The sequence below is a fragment of the Stenotrophomonas sp. PS02289 genome (assembly GCF_029960115.1).
GTDB lineage: Bacteria > Pseudomonadota > Gammaproteobacteria > Xanthomonadales > Xanthomonadaceae > Stenotrophomonas.
Genome location: NZ_JASCOZ010000075.1, coordinates 1 through 21,165 on the forward strand (window position 1 = coordinate 1; position 21,165 = coordinate 21,165).

16 protein-coding genes are annotated in these 21,165 nt (G+C 65.4%); 14 read left to right on the plus strand and 2 right to left on the minus strand.

Going from position 1 to position 21,165, the window contains the following annotated elements; genetic code table 11:
- Positions 1-42: 42 nt before the first annotated feature.
- Together QMX83_RS11970 and QMX83_RS11975 are read right to left on the minus strand one after the other, a co-directional pair.
- Positions 43-717: a response regulator transcription factor gene (locus QMX83_RS11970; protein WP_282296858.1), complete on the minus strand. Its 675-nt coding sequence runs from the start codon at positions 715-717 to the stop codon at positions 43-45.
- Positions 714-3,728: a sensor histidine kinase gene (locus QMX83_RS11975; RefSeq protein WP_282296859.1), complete on the minus strand. Its 3,015-nt coding sequence runs from the start codon at positions 3,726-3,728 to the stop codon at positions 714-716. Before QMX83_RS11975 ends, QMX83_RS11970 begins: the two co-directional genes overlap by 4 nt.
- A 103-nt stretch (positions 3,729-3,831) precedes the next feature.
- On the opposite strand from QMX83_RS11975, the gene QMX83_RS11980 reads away from it, so the two are divergent.
- From QMX83_RS11980 to QMX83_RS12045, 14 genes are all read left to right on the plus strand, one after another.
- Positions 3,832-4,191 carry a hypothetical protein gene (locus QMX83_RS11980; protein WP_282296860.1) on the plus strand — a complete coding sequence of 120 codons (360 nt, stop codon included), beginning with the start codon at positions 3,832-3,834 and terminating at the stop codon, positions 4,189-4,191.
- Positions 4,192-4,324: 133 nt separating this feature from the next.
- On the plus strand, positions 4,325-4,981 hold the full coding sequence (locus tag QMX83_RS11985; RefSeq protein WP_282296861.1) for a hydrolase: 657 nt from the start codon (positions 4,325-4,327) through the stop codon (positions 4,979-4,981).
- A gap of 2 nt (positions 4,982-4,983) precedes the next feature.
- Positions 4,984-5,406: a DoxX family membrane protein gene (locus tag QMX83_RS11990; RefSeq protein WP_282296862.1), complete on the plus strand. Its 423-nt coding sequence runs from the start codon at positions 4,984-4,986 to the stop codon at positions 5,404-5,406.
- A 107-nt stretch (positions 5,407-5,513) separates the two neighbouring features.
- Entirely contained in the window at positions 5,514-7,379 is a 1,866-nt protein-coding gene (locus QMX83_RS11995; protein WP_282296874.1) for an amidohydrolase, read from the plus strand.
- Positions 7,364-8,662, plus strand: a complete 1,299-nt coding sequence (locus QMX83_RS12000; protein ID WP_282296863.1) for an alginate export family protein — start codon at positions 7,364-7,366, stop codon at positions 8,660-8,662. Before QMX83_RS11995 ends, QMX83_RS12000 begins: the two co-directional genes overlap by 16 nt.
- Positions 8,656-10,308, plus strand: a complete 1,653-nt coding sequence (locus QMX83_RS12005) for an MFS transporter (protein WP_282296864.1) — start codon at positions 8,656-8,658, stop codon at positions 10,306-10,308. Before QMX83_RS12000 ends, QMX83_RS12005 begins: the two co-directional genes overlap by 7 nt.
- Before the next feature lie 275 nt (positions 10,309-10,583).
- A complete protein-coding gene (locus QMX83_RS12010) occupies positions 10,584-15,974 on the plus strand; it encodes a hypothetical protein (protein ID WP_282296865.1) in 5,391 nt (1,796 codons plus the stop codon).
- 5 nt (positions 15,975-15,979) lie between these two features.
- Positions 15,980-16,906: a GH-E family nuclease gene (locus tag QMX83_RS12015; protein WP_282296866.1), complete on the plus strand. Its 927-nt coding sequence runs from the start codon at positions 15,980-15,982 to the stop codon at positions 16,904-16,906.
- Positions 16,907-16,913: 7 nt separating this feature from the next.
- Positions 16,914-17,237 carry a DUF2185 domain-containing protein gene (locus QMX83_RS12020; RefSeq protein WP_282296867.1) on the plus strand — a complete coding sequence of 108 codons (324 nt, stop codon included), beginning with the start codon at positions 16,914-16,916 and terminating at the stop codon, positions 17,235-17,237.
- 49 nt (positions 17,238-17,286) lie between these two features.
- Positions 17,287-17,595, plus strand: coding sequence for a hypothetical protein (locus tag QMX83_RS12025; protein ID WP_282296868.1), 309 nt, complete (start codon positions 17,287-17,289; stop codon positions 17,593-17,595).
- Positions 17,596-18,053: 458 nt separating this feature from the next.
- Complete coding sequence (locus tag QMX83_RS12030; RefSeq protein ID WP_282296869.1) at positions 18,054-18,536, plus strand: hypothetical protein; 483 nt, start codon at positions 18,054-18,056, stop codon at positions 18,534-18,536.
- 202 nt (positions 18,537-18,738) lie between these two features.
- Complete coding sequence (locus QMX83_RS12035; RefSeq protein WP_282296870.1) at positions 18,739-18,957, plus strand: hypothetical protein; 219 nt, start codon at positions 18,739-18,741, stop codon at positions 18,955-18,957.
- A 303-nt stretch (positions 18,958-19,260) separates the two neighbouring features.
- Positions 19,261-20,037, plus strand: a complete 777-nt coding sequence (locus tag QMX83_RS12040; RefSeq protein WP_282296872.1) for a hypothetical protein — start codon at positions 19,261-19,263, stop codon at positions 20,035-20,037.
- Between the two features lie 56 nt (positions 20,038-20,093).
- Positions 20,094-21,071, plus strand: coding sequence for a zinc-binding dehydrogenase (locus QMX83_RS12045; RefSeq protein WP_282296873.1), 978 nt, complete (start codon positions 20,094-20,096; stop codon positions 21,069-21,071).
- Positions 21,072-21,165: the final 94 nt, after the last annotated feature.

The window sequence follows — 21,165 nt, forward strand, 5'->3', positions numbered from 1 at the left end:
GCCGTTGGCCGGCCCAGGCGATGCGTCCGCACCCGATGGCGATCAGGCGTCGCTATCACCCGCGGCATCATCCAGACTGATGATGCCGCGCTTCAGCGCCAGCGTGACCGCATGGGTGCGATCGCGGGCACCGAGCTTCTCCATGATGTTCTTCATGTGCGCTTTGACGGTCTGCTCGGAAATGCCCATCTGCTCGCCAATGGCCTTGTTCGAGCGACCTGTCGCCACATGACCGAGCACTTCGGTCTCGCGCGGTGACAGGCTGTCTTCCACCACATGCGCGGCAATGCTGGCGGCCAGAGCTGCGGGCACGCCCGCACGCCGGCCGCTGTGCACGGTACGAATGGTGTCCACCAGCTCGTGCCGCAGCATGTCCTTGAGCAGGTAGCCGCTGGCACCGGCCTGCAGCGCCTTCACCGCGCGCACGTCGCCGCGATAGGTGGTGAGCACGATGATGCGGGCGCGCGGGTCATGGTGACGGATGCGGGTGATGGCTTCCACACCGTCCACGCGCGGCAGCTGCAGGTCCATCAACACCACGTCCGGGCGTAGTGCCAGATATTGCGCGACGGCCTCTTCGCCATCGCCGGCCTCGCCCAGCAGGCGCATGTCCGGCTGCAGGCCGAGCAGGGCCGCCAAGCCGTCGCGCAGCAGCGGATGGTCATCGACGACGAGAATGCCGATCGGCGTCGCCGAGCCGGGTGAAGATGCGGTCATGCGGTGTCTCCAGAAGCAGTGCGCCAGCGCCACGGACGGCGCGGCAGGTAAATGCGGTCACGGGGCAGGAACAGTTCCACCTCGGTGCCGGCCCCGGCGCGCGACCACAGGCGCAGGCGCGCGCCAAGGCGCTCGGCGCGTTCGCGCATTCCGACCAGGCCCCAGCGACCCTCGGGCAGGGTGTCGGGCAGGCCCGCGCCGTCATCGCGGATATGCAGACGCAGGCCGCGCCGGGTGTAGGCCAGTTCCACTTCCACGGCATCGGCACGCGCGTGCTGCAGGGCGTTGAGCAGCGCCTCGCGTCCGATCAGGTACACCTCTTCGGCAGCATCCTGGCGTAGCGGGCGTGGGCTGCCTTCCACGTTCAGGCGCAATGCCGGGCTGTCCGTGCCGGAGGCGCGCTCGCCATAGACCTGGACCAGTGCCGCGCCCAGGTCCTGATCCCCGGTGGAGCCGTCGCGCAGCAGACTGACCCGTTCGCGGCCCTCGGCCAATGCCTGTTCGGCTTGCTGCATCGCGGTTTCCAGTGCCTCGCGCACGGCCGGATGGGCGTGTTCGGAGTGGCTGACCGCGTGCAGTCGCAGAATCAGACCCTGGGTGCCCTGCAGCAGGGTGTCGTGCAGTTCGCGCGCGATGCGTTCACGCTCCGCATGGCGCTCTTTCAGGCGTGCACGCACCAGCTGGGTCAGGCGACGGCTGCGCAGCCGCACGGCGAACACGATGGCGGCCAGCACCGCCAGCACGCACAGCGCCTTGAACCACAGCGTCTGGTACCAGATGGGCGCAATGCGGAACGCACGCTGCGCAGGATGCTCGCTCCACACGCTGTCCTGGTTGGCGGCCATCACCTCGAAGCGGTAGCTGCCGGGCGGCAGGTTGGTGAAGAAGGCACGGGTGAGCGTGCCAGCCTCCTGCCATTGTTCGTCCAGGCCGATAAGCCGATAGCGGTAGCGGGTACGCTCGGGGCGGGTCAGCGACACGGCGGTGTAGTCGATCTGCAGCTGGGTGGTCCCCGCCGGCAGCACGTCACCGTCACGTAGTGGGCGCTGCTGGTTGGTCCACGACACCTGGCTGATGCGCGGCTGCGGGGCCGGCGTGCGCGGTGCGGCGTGCAGGGTGTCCAGCCAGGCCAGGCCCTGGTTGGTGGACAGCCACAGCAGTCCGTCCGGCGCCAGCACCGCACTGGGCACCGGTGTGCTCTGCGCGGCGATGCCGGGCATGCCGTCGATGGTGTCGAACAGGCGCGGGTCCACCGCGCGGCCTTCCAGGGTGGCCGTGGCCAGGCTGTTGCCCTCGATGCGCACCAGCCCGCGTGCACCATTAAGCCAGTACTGGCCGTTGCTGTCCTGGACGATGCCGGTGATGCCTTCAAACAGACCGGGCGTGGTGGCGCGTGCGCTGTGGAAGTAGCCGTCGGGTCCGAGCAGCGCCAGGCCGTTCTCGCCGGCGACCCACAGCCGGGTGCCGATCAGCGCGGTGCTCGAGATCGGGCCGACATCCAGACCCTGCGCCTGCCCGTAGTGCCGCCACGTGCCTGCTTTCAGCACACGTAGATGGCCATCGGGAAAGCCCATCAACAGTTGCTGCTGTGGACCGCTGGCCAGGCTGGAACACGCCATCGCAGGCAGCCGCGCGTCGGTCAGCCACTGGCCCTTTTGGTAATGCACGATGCGGTCAGCCCCGTAGCAAAACCACGCGTCATCGGCCGAGACCGAGACCATCGCGCGCAGGTCGCGCGCGCCGGGGGTGCCCGGGTGCAGGTCTGCGCTGACAGCGGCGTGGCGCAGGCGCACGAAGTCCGGACCCAGCAGCCAGATGGACCCCGCGAACCGCGTTGCCGCTTGCCGCCAGGTCCCCATCGGGGCCGACAACAGGTCGCGCTGCAGTGCCAGTGGCTGCAGATCTTCGCCATAGCCGAACACGCTGCCGTCAGGCGCGCGATACAGCGTGCGCAGCGGATCAGCCGGGCCGGGCAGCGGCAGCGCCCGCACGTCGTGCTCGCGGAAGCGGTTCAGGCCCAGGTTGGTGCCCACCCACAGGTTGTGTTCGCGGTCCTCGAGCAGCGGGACGGCCGTGGTCGAGGTGAGCCCCTGTGCGGCATCGAAGCGCTCGACGCGCGGCGCGCGCCCGGCGTCGAAGCTGACCCGGAACACGCCCCCATTGGCGATGAAGCTGCCCCACAGGCTGCCATCGCGGGCAAAGCGCAGGCGGGCGGCGCGCAGGTCCGGCAGCGTGGCCGCGCGCCGCTGTGCGTCGGGTAACAGGCCGTGGACATCGGCGACCGGCATCACCCCGTGCTGACGGTCGGCCAACCAGAGCTGCCCATCACCCCGCAGCGCCAGCGCCGACAAGCGGGAAACCGGCAGGCCCAGCGCCTCGAAGCGGGCAGCATGCGCGGGCAGACGCCACAGCTGACCACCGGCCAGCAGCCAGAGCGTGCCCTGTGCATCACGCAACGCCCATTGCGCCGGCACATCGCCAATGCCCATGGCCGCAGTGGGCGGAAGCCAGCGCTCGCCGTCGAACCAGCGCAATCCCCCATCGGCGGCCGCCCACAGCCGCCCACTGGCGTCGCGCTCCAGTTTTGGAATCAAGCCCGGGGGCAGACCTTCGGCAGCCTGGTAATGGCGCAGCTGGCCGTCGGGGGAGAGTCGGCTGATGCCGGCGTTGTAATAGGCGATCCACAGCGTGCCGTCGGCGTCGCGCAGCAGCGTGGTCATGTTCGAGGAGGGGAAACGCGCGCCGTCGGGTGCGTCCTGGCGGGTGAACTGGCGGCCGTCGAACCGGTACAGGCCCGAACCGGTGGCCAGCAGCAGTCCGTTGTCCGGCGTCTCTGCCAGGTCCCAGATGTCACCCGGTGCGCCCTGGCCCACCACCCAGGCGGTGTGCTGGAAGGCATTCAATCCCTGAGCCGTGACCACCCCAGGCAGCAGGCACACGCAGGCCAGCACCCAGCGGCGCGCAGGACGGGCCAGCCAGGTGAGCAGACGGGACGGGGTGGGGTGCGACATGCCGCCATTGTGTCAGGCAGGGGGCAGGCGCTGGCTACTCTTTCGGGGCAGGCGTTCGGCGCTTCGGTGCGTTATCGGTAATGCACCCGAATGGAGTGCGGCGGTGCAGAGACTCTTCGTGATGTTCCCCGACCGCGCCCCGGGCGTGGGTCTGGTGCTGTTGCGTCTTGGGCTGTGCGCGCCGCTGTTGTTGCAGTGGACTGCGCCGTGGGCCTTGCGCAGCACCGTGCTCGCGGTGGTGGTGGGGCTGCTGGTGTTGGGTTGGTTGACGCCGATGGCGGCGCTGCTGGCCGCCCTGCTGCTCGGTTCCGGCCCGGCGCTGCACTGGCCGTGGATGACGGTGGCGCTGGCCCTGCTGTTGCTCGGCCCGGGGGCTTACTCGCTGGATGGTGGCCGCTTCGGGCGGCGGGTGCGGCGCTGGGGCTCCACGCGGCGGCGCGAACGGGCTCCCCCGAAAGAGTAGCCGGCACCACCGCCGAACGAGGGTAGGGTGCCGCACCCGTCAAGGCGACGATGTCCGGCATGCCTCACGCGCTGCGTTCACCGGGTGTACCGCCCGGTCGCGTGATTCCCTCACCGCATTCCAAGGACTCCCCATGACCACCGCCACCGCCGTTCCCGGCAGCGCCCTGCTGTCGCCTGCCAACCATGCTCTGATCCTGATCGACCATCAGTCGCAGATGGCGTTTGCCACCCACTCCATCGATATCGCCACCCTGCGCAACAACGTGGCACTGATCGGCAAGGGCGCGGCCGGTTTCCAGGTGCCGGTGCTGCTGACCACGGTTGCCGAGGCTTCGTTCTCGGGCCCGCTGTTCCCGGAACTGACCCAGATCTTCCCGGGCCAGAAGGCGTTTGATCGCACCAGCATGAACTGCTGGGAAGACGCGGCGGTGATCGACGAGGTGAACCGCATCGGCCGCTCGCGCATCGTGCTGGCGGGCCTGTGGACCAGCGTGTGCATCGTCGGTCCGGTGCTGTCGGCCATTGAACAGGGCTTTGAGGTCTACGTGATCACCGACGCCTGTGGCGATGTCAGCGACGAAGCCCACGAGCGTGCGGTGACTCGCATGGTGCAGGCCGGTGCCGTGCCGGTGACCTCGGTGCAGTACCTGCTGGAACTGCAGCGCGACTGGGCCCGTGCCGAAACCTACGGCCTGACCACCGGCATCGCCCGCGAACACGCCGGTGGCTACGGCATCGGCATCCAGTACGCCAAGACCATGTTTGGCGCGCAGGAAGGCGGACACTGAGCATGAGCACGGCCAGCGGGCTGGACGCGGCACTGTTGCTGCTGCGTGTGGCCGCCGGCGGCTTCCTGCTGCCGCATGCACTGGGCAAGTTGTTTGGCTGGTTTGGTGGACCCGGTCTGACCGGGTTCGCCGATGAGTTGCGTGGCTATCGCCTGCCGGCGGTGGCCCCGTTGCCGTTGTTGCTGGCGCTGCTGCAGGTGAGCAGCGGAGTGGCCGTGCTGCTGGGCTGGCAGACCCGCGCCGCCGCCGTACTGGCCGCCCTGTTTCTGCTGTCCACCGCCGTGTTGGCCCGGCCCAAGGGCTGGTTCTGGATGCACGGCGGCATGGAATACCCCCTGTTCTGGTCGTTGGCGTTGCTGGCGATCGCGCTGGCCGGGCCCGGCGCCTGGTCGCTGCACGCGCTTGGCGCGGGAGTACTGACATGACCCACGACCCTGCGATGCCGAGCCGTCGCGACCTGCTGCTGGGAGCCGGTGCTGCACTGGCCCTGGGCATGGCCGGTCGTGCATTCGCCCAATCTTCGGAGAATTCCGTGAGCACCTTGCTGATCCGTAATGCCCGCATCACCACCCTGGACCCATCCACGCCGCAGGCCGATGCACTGGCCGTGCATGACGGCCGGGTGTTCGCCGTGGGCGAGGAGGGGCAGGTGCGTGGTGCACTGTCCCGTGCCGGTCTTGAGGCCGGCCAGGTGATCGATGCCGGTGGCCGTCGTCTGGTACCCGGCTTGAACGACAGTCACACCCACCTCATTCGCGGGGGGCTGAACTACAACCTGGAGCTGCGCTGGGACGGCCTGCGTTCGCTCGCTGATGCGATGGCCATGCTCAAGCTGCAGGTGGACCGCACGCCGGCACCGCAGTGGGTGCGCGTGGTCGGTGGCTTCACCGCCGAGCAGTTCACGGAAAAGCGCCTGCCCACCCTGGCAGAACTCAATACGCTGGCTCCGGACACCCCCGTGTTCCTGCTGCACCTGTATGACCGCGCGCTGCTCAATGGTGCCGCACTGCGTGCCTGCGGCTACGACCGCAACACCCCCGACCCGCCGGGCGGGCAGATCGTGCGCGACAGTGCGGGCAACCCGACCGGGCTGCTGCTGGCCAAGCCGAACGCGCTGATCCTGTACGCCACCCTGGCCAAGGGCCCGCGCCTGCCGATCGAATACCAGGCCAATTCCACCCGGCATTTCATGCGCGAGTTGAACCGCCTCGGCATCACCTCGGTGATCGACGCCGGTGGCGGCTTCCAGAATTACCCTGAGGACTACCAGGTCATCGAGCAGCTCCACCGCGACGACCAGCTCAGCGTGCGCATCGCCTACAACCTGTTCACCCAGAACAAGGGCGGCGAGGTGCAGGACTTCCAGCGCTGGAGCGAGCTGCTGCAACCGCGCCAGGGCGATGACCTGCTGCGCCACAACGGTGCCGGTGAAATGCTGGTGTTCTCGGCTGCGGACTTCGAGCTGTTCAACGAGCCGCGCCCGGAGCTGCCGCCGGGGCTGGAGCCGGAACTGCACGACGTGGTGCGGCTGCTGGTGGAGAAGCGCTGGCCGTTCCGTATCCACGCCACCTATGACGAAAGCATCACCCGCATCCTCGACGTATACGAGCAGGTGAACCGCGAGGTGCCGTTCGACGGCCTGCACTGGTTCATCGACCACGCCGAGACCATCACCCCGCGCAACATCGAGCGCATCCGCGCGCTGGGCGGCGGCCTGGCCATCCAGCACCGCATGGCCTACCAGGGCGAGGCCTTCGTGCAGCGCTACGGCGCGGATGCCGCACGCCACACGCCGCCGGTGCGGCGCATGCTGCAGGCCGGCGTGCCGGTGGGTGCCGGCACCGACGCCACCCGCGTGGCCAGCTACAACCCGTGGGTGGCGCTGTCGTGGCTGGTGACCGGGCGCACGGTCGGTGGCCTGTCGCTGTATGGCGAAGAGAACCTGCTGGAGCGCGAAGAGGCGCTGCGCCTGTGGACCCAGGGCAGTGCCTGGTTCTCCGGCGATGAAGGTCGCAAGGGAACGCTGGGTGTGGGTCAGCTGGCCGACTTCTGCGTGCTGTCGTCGGACTACTTCGCGGTGGACGATGCCGCCATTGCCGACATCACCAGCGTGCTGACCGTCTTGGGCGGCCGGGTGGTGCATGGCGACGGCGAGTTTGGCCCGCTGGCCCCGATGCTGCCGCCGGCGATGCCGGACTGGTCGCCGGTGAATCACTTCGGCGGTTACCACGTCGGCGGGGCGGCAACAGGCCTGGTGGCCGCGCACGCGCACATGCATGCACACGCGGCCGGTGGATGTCGCACTCACACGCACAGCCACGCCGCCGCGCATGCGGTGCCCACCTCGGAGCCGAATGCGTTCTGGGGTGCGCTGGGTTGTTCGTGCTTCGCGTTCTAAGCCTGGCGCTGGCCGCCGTGGCGGCTCCCGCGTTCGCCCAGGACTGCGTCGGTGCGGCTGGCGGCCATTGCACCCTGCTCGCCAACGGCAGCCGCGTGCAGTGGGATGCCTCACTGCGCCTGCGCGGGATGTACTACGACCCCACCCGCTTTGGTGTGCAGGGTGGGGTGGAGGACGCGTATGGACTGTTGCGCGCGCTGGGCTCGGTGCAGGTAACGCACGGGCAGTGGCAGGGCTACGCGCAGCTGGGTGTGCATGGTGAGCAGGGCCGCGCCGGCGGGCCGGGCGGCACCGACCAGGGCGCGCTGGATCTGCAGCAGGGCTATGTGCGCTGGCAGGGCGAGGCCTTCGGTCTGCAGCTGGGCCGGCAGGAAATTCCGTATGGCAGCTCGCGCATTCTTTCGGTGCGCGATGGTCCGAACATCCGGCTCGCCTTCGATGGCGTGCGCGGGCGGTGGCAGAGCGCGCGCTGGCAGGTGGACACGCTGGCGCTGCGTCCGGTCGACAACCGCCCTGGTGCGTTTGACGACCGCAGCGACGAGGGTCAATACCTGTTCGGCACCTATGCCACGCGTCGCGGTGCCAGCGCAGGCAGCGGTATCGATCTGTACCTGCTCGGGTACGGCCGTGACGGTGCGCGCTTTGCCGGTGTGACGGGCGACGAGCGCCGCGCCACGCTCGGCACCCGTCTGTTCGCCCGTCAGCCGCGCTGGGATGCCAACGTGGAAGTGGTCGTGCAGGACGGCACGTTGTCGCGGCCGCAGGGTTCGCTGGATATCCGCGCCTGGACCGTCGCCAGTGACATCGGGCTGCGCTTTCCCGAGCGGCGACTGCAACCGCGTCTGGGCATCAAGGCCGACATCGCCAGCGGTGACGCAAGCCCGAGCGATGGACGCCTGCAGACCTTCAATGCGCTGTACCCCAAAGCGGCGTACTTCAGCGAGGCCAGCCTGCTGGCTCCCGCTAATCTGATCGACGTGCAACCCACACTCACGCTGACACCACGCCCGGGGCTGACCACCGAGCTTGGCTGGCAGCTGGCCTGGAAGCACCGGCGCAACGACGCCATTTACACCACCCCCACACCGCTCAGTGCGATACCCGGCAGTGCTGGCACCGCGCGCCGCATCGGTCAGCAGTTCAAGTGGGAAACCACCTGGAAGGCCAGCCCACACTGGCAGTGGCAGGGCCAGTTGGCCTGGTTTGAAGCCGGTCCCGGGCTGCGCCAGAGCGGTGGACGCAACACCCTGTTTGCCTCGGTAGTAGGAGCATGGCAATGGTAGAGAAACAACACACAGCCGCCGACGCGGCTCCCGCCGATGGCGCATGGTCGCCGCTGAAAGTGCGGCTGTTCCGCGCCATGTGGTTTGCCATTCTGGGCAGCAACGTCGGGACCTGGATCAATGACGTCGCCGCCGCCTGGGTGATGGCCGAGCGCACCGGTTCGCCGCTGATGGTGGCACTCGTGCAATCGGCCACTACCGTGCCGGTGGTGCTGCTGGCGCTGGCCGCCGGCACTCTGGCGGACATTGTCGACCGCCGCCGCTATCTGCTGATCACCCAGGGCTGGATGCTGCTGGTGGCGGCCGCGCTGGCGGTGTTGAGCGGGCTGGGCCTGCTGACCCCGCCGCTACTGGTGGCGCTGACCTTTGCGATGGGCTGCGGTGCGGCGATGGCGATGCCGGCGCAGGCGGCCGTGGTGTCCGAGCTGGTGCCGCGACCGATGCTGGCCTCGGCGGTGGCGTTGAATTCCATCGGCATCAATATTGCCCGTTCGCTGGGACCGGCCATCGGCGGGCTGATCGTCGCGCAGGCGGGGCCGGCGTGGGCGTTCGGTGTCAATGCGCTGAGCTTCAGCCTGATGCTGTGGGTGTTGTGGGGCTGGAAGCGCGCCCCGGAAGCATCTGCACTGCCGCCGGAAGGTTTCGGTGCCGGGCTGCGCGCCGGCCTGCGTTATGCCTTGCGCGCCGGCCGATTGCAGGCGGTGCTGATCAAATCCGCCGGGTTCTTCTTCTTCGCGAGCGCGGCCACCGCATTGCTACCGCTGGTGGTACGAGGCGAACTGCAGGGTGGGGCGGGACTGTATGGCTTCCTGCTCGGCTGCATCGGCATCGGCGCGGTGGCCGGCGCACTGCTGCTGCCCACGCTGCGTGCGAAGCTGGACCGCGACCTGCTGGTGCTGTTGGCCACCGTGGCGCTGGCCGTGAGCCTGCTGGGCCTGGCCTGGGTGCGCAGCATCGTCGTGTTGCCGCTGGCGATGCTGGTGAACGGATTCGCCTGGATCACGGTGCTTTCCTCCCTGCAGATCGCTGCGCAGACTGCGGTGCCGCCGTGGGTACGGGCACGCGCGCTGTCGCTGTACATCATGGTGTTCTCGCTGGGCATGGCGGCGGGTGGTCTCAGCTGGGGCAGCGTGGCCCAGCGCAGTTCCATTCCGTTGGCGCTGACCATCGCGGCCATCGGCGCGGTGGTAGCAGGGCTACTGGTGTGGCGCGTGCGCATTGCCGGCACCGAGACCCTCGACCTGCGCCCGGCCGGCACCTGGCCCGCACCCGAACTGGCGCAGCCGGTGTCGCATGATCGCGGCCCGGTGCTGGTCACGGTGGAGTACCGGGTTGATGCGGCGGATCGTGATGCTTTCCACACGCTGATCGGCGAGTTGGGCCGCATTCGCCGCCGCGACGGCGCGGTGGTGTGGGGCGTAGCTGAGGACGTCGCGACGCCGGGGATTCACCTGGAGTATTTCGTAACCAGCTCGTGGGTGGAGCATCTGCGCCAGCACGAGCGGGTGACCGCGGAGGATCGCGTGTATCAGGAGCGGATCCGGGCATTGCATCGGGGAGAGCATGCGCCGGTGGTGCGGCACTTCGTCGGTGGGCACGGGGTGTTGAAGCATATGGGACACCGCCACCAGCACGATCTGGGCTAACCCCCGCGCGACCCGCCGTGGATACCACGGACCCGTAGAGCCGGGCTCTGCCCGGCTGCTCTTCGCGGAACAACCAAACCATTCTGGCGGACCACGCACTTGCACCCGCCAATCCCCCGATGCTATTACTGAGTGAACCCGGCACCGAGCAGCGTGCCGGCATCAGGGGGCGCAAAGGACGGCGCGGGGTACTGCCGTAACAACGCCATGAAACACGTCGGTGCAACGCCGAACGATTGGCGCTGCCCGTCGCATCTGAACGAAAGGAACGTTCCGTGCGCAATTGGCAATGGCAAGCGTGGCTGGGTGTCTGTCTGGTGGCAATGTGCGGAACGGCTGGGGCTGCGAGCCCGATCACGCCGCACACCGAATACTTCAAGCGCATCCGCACCGGTGAGCAGGTCTCGCCGCTCACCTCTGAATTGTTCGGTGAGCAGGTCAACCTGAGCTCGGGGTCCGCAGAATTCGTTGTCACCGATATCGATCTGCCCGGCAACAACGCCTTGCCCGTGCGCCTGCAGCGCCGCTTCGCGGTGCAATCGTTCAAGGACCGGCAGCCCTGGGGTGGCTTTGGCAGCTGGGATGTGGAAGTGCCGTACATCAGCGGCACCTTCGAATCCACGGCGAAGTGGAACGTCTCCAGCAACGGCACGACTGGGCGCTGCAGCCAGTTGTTCACGCCCAAGATCCCCACCATGGCCAATCTCTACGAGGCGTGGTCAGGCAATTCGGCGCACATTCCCGGCGAAGGTGACCAGGAACTGCTGTACATCGGCACCGCGGAGACCAACAACCCGCGTCCGACCGATGGAGCGACCTATAACTGGGGCACGCGCGGCAACCTGCGATTCTCCTGCTTGCCCAACCTGGCCAACGGCTATCCCGGCGAAGGCTTCGTCGGCGTGGACGGGCAGGGCAATCGCTACTATTTCAACATCGGCGTAGAGCGCAGCATGGGGCCGATGAGTTTCGGTGACTCAGGCTTTGGCATGGTGCGGGTGATGCTGCTGGCCAGCCGAGTAGAGGACCGGCATGGCAACTGGGTGGCCTATGACTACTCCGGTGACTTGCTCACTGGCATCCGCAGCAGCGACGGACGCGCCATCTCGCTAGGCTACAGCGGCAACCGCATTGCCAGTGCAACCGCCAATGGGCGTACCTGGACCTACCAGTACGACGAAGGCTCGGGTGCGATGGGATTCAACCGCTGGCCGCGTCTGCGCGCGGTGGTGCAACCCGATGGCAGCCAGTTTGGCTATTCGTACGCGTGGACCGATCTGGGCTACGGGGGACTGAACCCCGAGTACGGCAGCTGGGACGGTAACCCCAGCTTCTGCACCAAGCCCGACTATGAGCAGTCCACGTTCACTCTGGTTGCGACCCATCCAGCTGGCACCCGTGGCCAGTTTGACTTTGAGTACGTGCGGCGCAGCCGAACAGGTATTCCGCAGAATGCCTGTGGTTCCGTTGGAGGTCGGTACTACCAGCGGATAGCTTCATCCATTGACCTGTTTGCGCTGAAGACCAAGACCCTGAGCGGACCGGGCCTCGGCACCCAGGTGTGGTCGTATGAGCGCGGCGGCTACACCTCTGGCATTCCGAATACGACTGTGGCCACTGTGGTGGAGCCCGACGGAACCCGCCGTCACAACGTATTTGGCATCCACGTCAGCCAGAACGAAGGTCAACTGCTCGAGCAGGCGGTACGCGCTCCCGATGGGCAGATCGTGCAGGTGACGCGCAATGCCTACGTCACTGAGGCCGAAGCGCCGTCCATGCCATTCCCCAACAGCCATGGCACGTTCACGGCGGCAGATGATGCGTTTTCCACGCGCATTCGCCCGGTCAAGCAGACCTCGCTGACCCAGGACGGCGTGACCTTCGTCACCGACACCAACCTGTTCGACGTGCACGCCCGTGGCACCGTTCGTACGGAAAGCAACACTTTGGGCTACGCCCGCGTGCTGCGCACGAGCTACTTCGATGACACCGCCCGCTGGGTGCTGGGTCAGGTGTCCCGCAGTTCGCAGGAAACGGCCGGCGTAGACATCGAAACCAACCGCACCGAGTTCGACGCTGCTTCGCGCCCGCAGCGCACCTACGCCTTCGGTCTGCTGCAGCAGACGCTGGGCTACAACACCGACGGCACGCTGGCCACGCTGACTGACGCCAACAACAACACCATCAGTCTTTCAAGCTGGAAGCGTGGCCTGCCGCAGGGCATCAACTTCCCGGACAGCACCAGCACCACGCTCACTGTCGATGACAATGGCTGGGTACGCAGCGTGGTGGAGCCCAACGGGGCCAGCCGCAGTTATGACTACGACAGCATGGGCCGCATCACCGTAGCCACTCAAGCGGCCAACGACAGCGTGGCGTGGAACGCGACCACCAGCAGCTTTGCACCGGTAGGCGGGGCTGAAGTCGGTCTGGAAGGCGGTCACTGGAAGCGCGTGTCCAGCACCGGCAACGCGCGTTCGGTGAGCTACTACGACGCCCTGTGGCGTCCCGTGCTGGAGGAGACGTACGACCTGGCCGACCCGGCAGGTACCGTGCGCCAGACCGTGACCCGCTACGACACCAATGGTCGCCCGGTGTTCGCCTCATACCCCACCCGCAACGCCACCGACTACCGCTCGGCCTACGCAGGCAGCTACACCAGCTACGATGCACTGGGTCGCACCATTCGCAGCGAGCAGGACAGCGAACTGGGCCGGCTGGTCACCACCACCCAGTGGCTGTATGGCGGTGGCGTGCAGGCAGTGAACCCGCGCGGCATCACCACCACGACCCAGTACCTGATGTACGGCCAGCCGGGCGAGGACATGCCGGTGCGCATCAGTCACGCCGAAGGCGCGGTCACCGAGATCGCCCGCGATGCGCTGGGCAAGCCGCTGTCCATTCTGCGCCGCAATGGCGACAGCAGCGTCAGCGTGCGCAGGCAGTACGTGTATGACGCCGGCCAGCGCCTGTGCAAGACCATGGAGCCCGAAACCGGCGCGACCGTGGTCGGTTACGACGCAGTTGGAAATGTGTTGTGGTCGGCCGCTGGCCTGACCCTGCTGGGCCAGCAATGCGATACCTCGGCCGCATACGCGTCGGCGTCGCGTGCCGACCGCAGCTACGACAGCATGGCCCGCCTGCTCACTCTGCGGTTCTCGGACGGGCAGGGCGACCAGGACTGGGCGTATTGGCCGGGCGGCAAGGTCAAGCGCGTGACGACCCGCAACAACGGCGCAGCCACTGTCAACGAGTACCAGTACAACCTGCGCGGCCTGGCCACGGCGGAAACCGTGGTGTACGACGGTGCACAGCCGTGGGCGCTGGGCTACGGCTATGACGCCAACGGTGCACTCTCCACCCTGTTGCAGCCCTCAGGCTTCCTGATCGATTACAGCCCCAATGCGCTGGGCCAGCCGACCAAAGCCGGGTCGTTCGCCAGCAACGTGCGCTACTACGCCAACGGTGGCATGAGCAGCTTCACCTACGGCAATGGTGTGACCCACCAGATGACCCAGAACTCGCGTGGTTTGCCGGACCGCAGCTTGGATAACAGCACCGCGGGGAAAGTGATCGACGATGGCTATGACTACGATGCAAACGGCAACGTGGCTGCCATCAGCGACGGCCTGCCGGGCGGTCCGGGTAACCGCGACATGCAGTACGACGGCCTGGACCGCCTGCGTACTGTGACTGCGCCGAGCTTCGGCAATGCCAACTACAACTACGACGTGCTGGACAACATCGTCGCCGCCACCGTCGGGACGCGCCAGCAGGTGTTCGACTACGACCACACCAACCGCCTGACCAACGTTCGCGATGTGAACAGCGGTGCCACTGTGACGGGTTTGGGCTACGACCCGCGCGGAAACCTGAACATCCGCAACGGTGTGGCCTACCGCTTCGACTACGGAAACCGTCTGCGCGAAGTCACCGGCAAAGAGGCCTACCAGTACGACGCCCATGGCCGCCGTACCTTGGCCAGTTCCGGTGCAGGCGAGATCCGCTCCATGTACGGGCAGGACGGCGTACTGCGTTACCAGCACGACCAGCGCCAGGCCAAGGCCATTGACTACGTGCAGTTGAACGGCAGTCTGGTCGGTCGCCGCAAGGTGGACATCGCACCAGCCGCACTCGTGGTGACCGCGCCTAGCTACAGCGCCAACGGCAGCTACACCGTGCAGTGGCAGGCGCTGACCGGTGCGCAGCAGTACGAGGTGCAGGAAGGTGTGGGCGGGCAGTGGCAGGGCATCTACCAGGGTAATGCGCTCTCGGTGGCGGTGAGTGGCAAGGGCAGTGGCAGCTACCGGTATCGGGGCCGTGCCTGCAATGGCAGCCTGTGCGGTAACTGGGGTGTGGAAGCGATCACCCAGGTAGACGTGGGCCCGGTGGGTACGCCGGTTCTGAGCGCACCGGCCTCGGGTATCAATGGCAACTACACGCTCAACTGGGCTGATGTGCAGGGTGCCGCCAACTACGTGCTGGAGACCTTCAACGGCAGCGCGTGGACGGTACTGGCCGATTCGGCAGCGACCGCTTTCGCGGTTACCAGCAAGCCTGCCGGCACCTACCGCTACCGCGTAAAAGCCTGTAACCCTCAGGGCTGCACCGGCTACTCGGCCGAAGCCGTCGTGGTGGCGCTTTATGCTCCGCCTGCGACCAGCGTCTCCGTGCCCGCAACCAGCTACAACGGCAGCTTCACCCTGACGGTTGCGGCGGCAGCCCAGGCCAGCAGCTACCGCATTGAGCAGCAGACCAATGGTGGTGCGTGGGCCGAGATCGACCGGATCAGTGCGACGCAACTGGTCATCAGCGGGCGTGCAGCCGCGACCTATTCGTACCGTGCCTTCGCGTGCAATGACGCCGGCTGCAGTGGTGCCAGTGGAACGGCCACCATTGTGGTAACGCTGCCGCCGACTGGCGTGACAGCGATCAGCCTGGGCAGTACCTCGTACAGCACCACCATTACCATGTCGTGGGGCGGCATTGCGGCAGCCACCCACTACGAGGTGGTGGAGCGCGCCAATGGCGGCGGCTGGACTACCGTGTATGCCTCAGCGCCACCGAGTCTCTTGCTGGGCGGACGTGGTCCCGCGCAGTGGGACTATCAGGTGCGTGGCTGTAATGTGGGAGGCTGCGGACCGTGGTCGGCAGTCGCGACGGTTCGGGTCATTGGCCCCCCGAGCCAGCCAAGCATCAGCGCGCCTGGGACCGCGGGCGTGGGTGCAGCCTACAGCGTGGTGCTGGGGCAGGTAGCCGACGCCACCGGCTACCAGATTGATGAAAGCAGCGACGGTTCCAACTGGACCCTGATTTCCTACGAACGTATTGTCAGCCTGACCAAGGGAGCCAGTGGCACGTTCTACTACCGTGGACGCGCCTGCAATCCGGCCGGTTGCGGTGCCAACTCCGGCGTTGCTGGAGTCACCATCGCTGGTGCGCCGCCAGTGCCGACAGGGTTGCGCTTGACGCGTAACACGTCCACCCAGTGCGCGGTGGCCTGGAACCTTTCGGCAGGGGCGACGTATTACCAGATTCGTAGCGGCACTGGATTGATCGACACCACCACTGCCGCAGCCTACAGCTATGACGACCGCTGCAGCCGCCCCTACACCGTGCGCTCCTGCAACGCGACCGCATGCTCGGCCTGGTCGAGCGGACTGTGATGGCCATGGACAAGGACCTGAATCCGATGACGACTTCGGCCGACACGCGAGGGCTGGGCATGAAGGGAATCCTGGGAGCGCGGCTGCGCAAGACTGCGCTGCTGGCGATCGGGCTGGTTGCCAGCCTGACCGTCAGCGCTGCTGAGACGTTTGAGTACATCCATACCGATGCACTGGGCTCGCCTGTGGCGGTGACCGACGCTAATGGCGTGGTGATCGAGCGGACGGTGTATGAGCCGTATGGAGCGGTGGTGGGTGGCGCGGTGAAGGATGGGCCGGGGTACACCGGGCATGTGTCTGACTCGGCTACAGGGCTGAGTTATATGCAGCAGCGGTACATGGATCCGGAGACCGGGGCATTCTTGAGTGTGGATCCGGTGACTGCGCATCAGCAGCCAGTGGTGCAGTTCAGTCGGTATCGCTATGCGAACAGTAATCCTTACAAGTTCACTGATCCGGATGGGCGTCTGGGCTGGTTGGCACCGATCATCTTTGGTCTTGGTGCATACTTTACTTCGGGACCGGCCAACGCTCCTGCTCCCGGTGAGGCAATTGAGTCAATGCCTGCTGGGGACCAGATCGCTGCAGCGCTACCACCCGGAAAGATTGCTGGCGTGGTCAAGTTTGCGATCAAGTCAGAGAAGGGGCTGAGGCGTCCATACATTCGCAAGGATGTAAGGGCGGAGGTGGAAAAAAGAGCCCCGAGAACTGAAGATGGGCGTGCAATCGATCCAAATACGCAAAGGCCGATTGATGGCAAGCCCGACTTGGGTCACAAGACTGGGAACGAACACCGATCCGAGAAAGCCAAGGCAGAGTCTCAGGGGCTCACTCAGAAGCAGTTCAACGATCGCATGAACAATCCTGATAAGTATCAACTTGAAGATCCGAGCTCGAATCGCAGTCATCGCTTTGAAGACAAGAAGAGATGAGGTACCTATGAAAAAGTTTCGACTTTCGCCAGATCAGATCCTCCATCTGGCAGTTGGCTACGGGAGTTGCATGGCAACTGACAGGATCACGGTTGATGGCGAGATGGTTGGATACTGCTATCGAGAAGAGTCTATCGACGAAAATGATAGCGGTTGGCGATTCTTCTGCGGGGACGAGGACGAGGAATACCTTGGTAACGCGACGAACATCGAAATCTACGATGTGAATACAATCGCCAACTATGACCGTTCTGTCGTAAGTGTGCTGGACTCATGCGAAGGTGCCGCGTTTGAGCGTGTGGATGGCGTTCTTGTTCGCCTTGAGGAGTGAGCCCAATGGCTGGGCGGGAGTGTGAGTGCCGTTAGAGGGATGGGGTCAATTGATCACACTTGAAGGCAGTCATTTCACAATTGTTGATTACAGGGATTTTTATGACGTTCCGCGTCGAATTCTGGCAAAGGACGATGCGGGCCAATACTGGGTGTTCTCCAGCTTCTTTGATGAAGACGTCGATGAGTATCAGGACCGCTTCAGCTTGTACTTTGCCGGTAGTGATCTTGCTGAGGCGAAAGTTGCCTTCGTCAAGCATTGCGAATTCGAGTCAGGTCAGCCACTCATTAGTGTTTCCATCTTGCGTTTTGCGTTCGATGCAACAACGCGATCGGCATTCACGATAGTCGAGCGCTAAAGTCCTGCGAAAATCCAATTGAGGTCGGTGACATGCATGATTGGATGCTGGTTTCCATCAGCGTGGAATGGGAAAGCGCGACGGTGGAGTTGGCACTCCTGGATGCCTCGAGCCAGCGGACATTGCTCCTTAAGGGCGTCAGAGCGGTATCCTTCGATAGGAGTGAGCCGTGGGGGCCAAGCAATTCTGTCAATGCCGTGTCGGTTGCTGACGATCCAAGTGGGCGCGGTATCGTGCTTATACTTGAATTGCAGTCCGGCGATAACGTCATGGTTTCAGCCAGCTCGTGTGAATTGGATGGCGCACAGTACCCGAACTAGTTCGCGGTTGCCGTTGCGATTTGTAGTTGACGCGGGGGGAGATGGCGTTTGAGGCGAGTACATCCCGACTTCAAGATCGCGGTCAAGCTGCTTCAGAAGGGCGAGGCCAGCAAAGCTCTCGCTCTGGCGTAGGCGCTTGTGGCGTCTGACGATGTCGAGGATCGTCTGGATGGCTTCATGTGCCGCGCATTTGTGTACGAGGATGGCGGAAAGGGCGTTCAGGTTGATCTCGTTAAATCGATGAATGACTACAGGCAGGCCTCGATCCTCTCGCCGGGTGCGATGACCTTCCTCAACCTTGCTCGAGTCTCCCTGAAGCGAAAGCGCTTCTCGGAGTCGCTGAAGTTTCTTGACTTGTCTTCCAGCTACGAAATGAGTCCTGAACTGATTCTCGGCTATGGGCAGTACTTTGAAGAGTGTGAACCCATGGATGCAGCGAAGGCGAAAAAGTTCTTCCTCCAAGCGGCGGGGTATGGGCGATTTGCAGGCTTCTTCGGCTACTCACGGGTTGCTCGAAAGTCGGGGCAACACTTCCGCGCTTTGGGCATGGACTGTGCGCGCCTAATGCTTGGATGGCTGGTCGCGTTGGCGATTGGAGCTCGTGCTCGGTTCCAGTTCTAGTTCTAGTTTAAACTCCATCGGGGCGCGTCAGCCGGATCATTAGGCGGCGGCCGGCGGATTTTCCGGTCGTGAAGTGCGGTTGGATGATTCAATCAAAGAGACTGAAGATGACAATTCAGGCTGTGCCAAGGGCGGTAGGGTTCGTGCGTGATGGATTGCATTTTGCGTGAGCGTTCGCCTCATGTAAGGAGGGGATAATGGAGTGAGTCGAGTTCATGCATTTATCCTTTGCATCGGTGCTGCCGCGCTCGGGATGTGGATGTATTCCTACCTGCCGGGCTGGATTGGGCTGGTGGTGGGAGCGGCGTTGCTTGCTTGTGCAGTGATTGCCTCGGTTGTCGCGTTGTTTGGCAAGGGAGTGAAGGGGCGTGCCACTAAGCTGTGGAAGGAGTTCTGGGACTTCCTCTATGGACTCGAATAGCTGCGCTTGATGGAGGATTGGACAGTTGCCCGAGACGTTGACGTTGTGAGTCAGGTAGCGCGATACGGCGTCTGGGGTATCTCGTAGGAGCGCGGCTTCGGTTGTGAGTCATGCGTGCGCGTGCTGATCGTTGATATCGGCAGGCGTCTTGCGACCGCCTCTACCCCGGCTCCGGATCTAGTCCTTGCGACTGTTGGGGTGGCACCTCAGCTGAATTCCGCGCTTGCGGCCAGACGGCTGGCCGTGGCACCGCGTTAACCCACGGCCGGGTACCCTGTGCCGTCTTTTTGCAGGAGCAGGTACATGCGGTGGATTGTGTTGCTGGCCGCCTTGGCCATGCCGGTGGTGGCGTGGCTGTCGCAGAGTGGCCAGTTTGGCCCCACCAATGGGGCGATCTCAGACCGCTATCCGACGCTGCTGGTGGCGGCCGGCTACGCGTTTTCCATCTGGGGCGTGATCTTCCTGCTCGATGTGGTGTTCGGCCTGTGGCAACTGCGGCGGCGGGTGCCGGATGCCAATGCGGGCGTACGCGGGTGGGCCGCCGCCGGTTTCGCGTTGACGGCGGTGTGGATGCCGGTGTTCTCGCAGCAGGCCTTCCTGCCGGCGCTGGCCATCATCTGGGGCGCATTGCTGTGCCTGGCGGTTGCCGCCGTCAGGGCTGCGCCGCTCACGGCCACCGCCGGGCAGCGGGCGTTCGCGGCCTATCCGCTGGCGCTGCATGCCGGCTGGCTGAGCATGGCCGCCTTCCTCAACACCGCGCAGGTGATCGTCGCGTACCGGTGGCTGGACACCGGCAACATGCTGCCGTGGAGCCTGGTGCTGCTGGGGCTGGCCACGCTCTTGGCCTGGTGCATGAATCTGCTGCTGCGTGGCCACTATGCCTATCCGGTTGCGGTGATCTGGGCGCTGGTGGGGGTGTATGTGAAGCAATCCGGTTGGCGTTTGCCCGGGGCGGAGACGATTGCGCCGCTGGCACTGGGCATTGCCGCGCTGCTGTTCCTGCAGACCCTGATGCTGCGTGCCCGCGCGTGGCGTGCACCGCGCGCGATCGTGGTGGCTGAGCACCGTTACCGTCGTTGATGTTTGATTGAAGGAGACCCCATGCCCGCACTTTTCCTCTATTCGGAGATCCGCTGATGCGCGCCGCTGTCCATGACGCATTTGGTGATCCCACCCAGGTTCTGCATGGCGGGGACGTGCCCCTGCCTGAGCCCGGCGCAGGCGAAGTCCGCATCCGCACGGTGCTCGCCCCCATCCATAACCATGACCTGTGGACGGTGCGTGGGCAGTACGGGTACAAGCCGGCACTTCCGGCGGTGGGCGGGAGCGAGGGCACCGGGGTGATTGATGCCCTGGGCGAAGGCGTGACCGGGCTGCAGATCGGGCAGCGGGTCAGTGCGGCGTCCGTGCATGGCAGTTGGGCGGAGGCGTTCATCGCGCCGGCACGGATGGTCATTCCGATGCCGGACAGCATCGACGACAACACGGCGGCGCAGTTGATTGCGATGCCGCTGAGCGCGCTGATGCTGCTGGAATTCCTGCAGGTGAAGCCCGGCCAGTGGATCGTGCAGAACGCAGCCAATGGCGCCGTAGGCAAGGCGCTGGCGATGCTGGCGCGGGCGCGCGGTGTGCATTGCCTCAATCTGGTGCGTCGCGATGAGGGCGTGGCGGAGATGCAGGCCTTGGGGATCGAACATACGTACTCGACCGCGCAGGCGGGGTGGTTGGATCAGGTGAAGTCCGCACTGGGCGAGGGCGGGGCTGCCGCGGCTGTGGATTCGGTAGGCGGCAAGGCCAGTGGTGAGCTGGTGAGCCTGCTGGGTGAGGGCGGGACTTTGGTGTCGTTTGGCTCGATGACCGGTGAGCCGATGCAGATCGGCTCCGGTGATGTGATCTTCAAGCAGGCGACGATCAAGGGGTTCTGGGGGAGCAAGGTCAGCCAGGATATGGCTCCCGAGAACAAGCGTCGGCTGGTCGGCGAGTTGTTGAAGCTGGCCGCTGAAGGTGGGCTCAGTTTGCCGGTGGATGCGGTGTTTGGATTGGACCAGGTGGCTGAGGCGGCCAAGGCCAGTCTGCAGCCGGGGCGTAATGGGAAGGTGTTGTTGCGGCCGTGACGATGCCCGGTGCGGTGCCGGTGTCAGTGCCCGGTCCGTAGAGCCACGCCCTGCGTGGCTTCGTGGTGCCTGGTGGGTCGAAGCCACGCAGGGC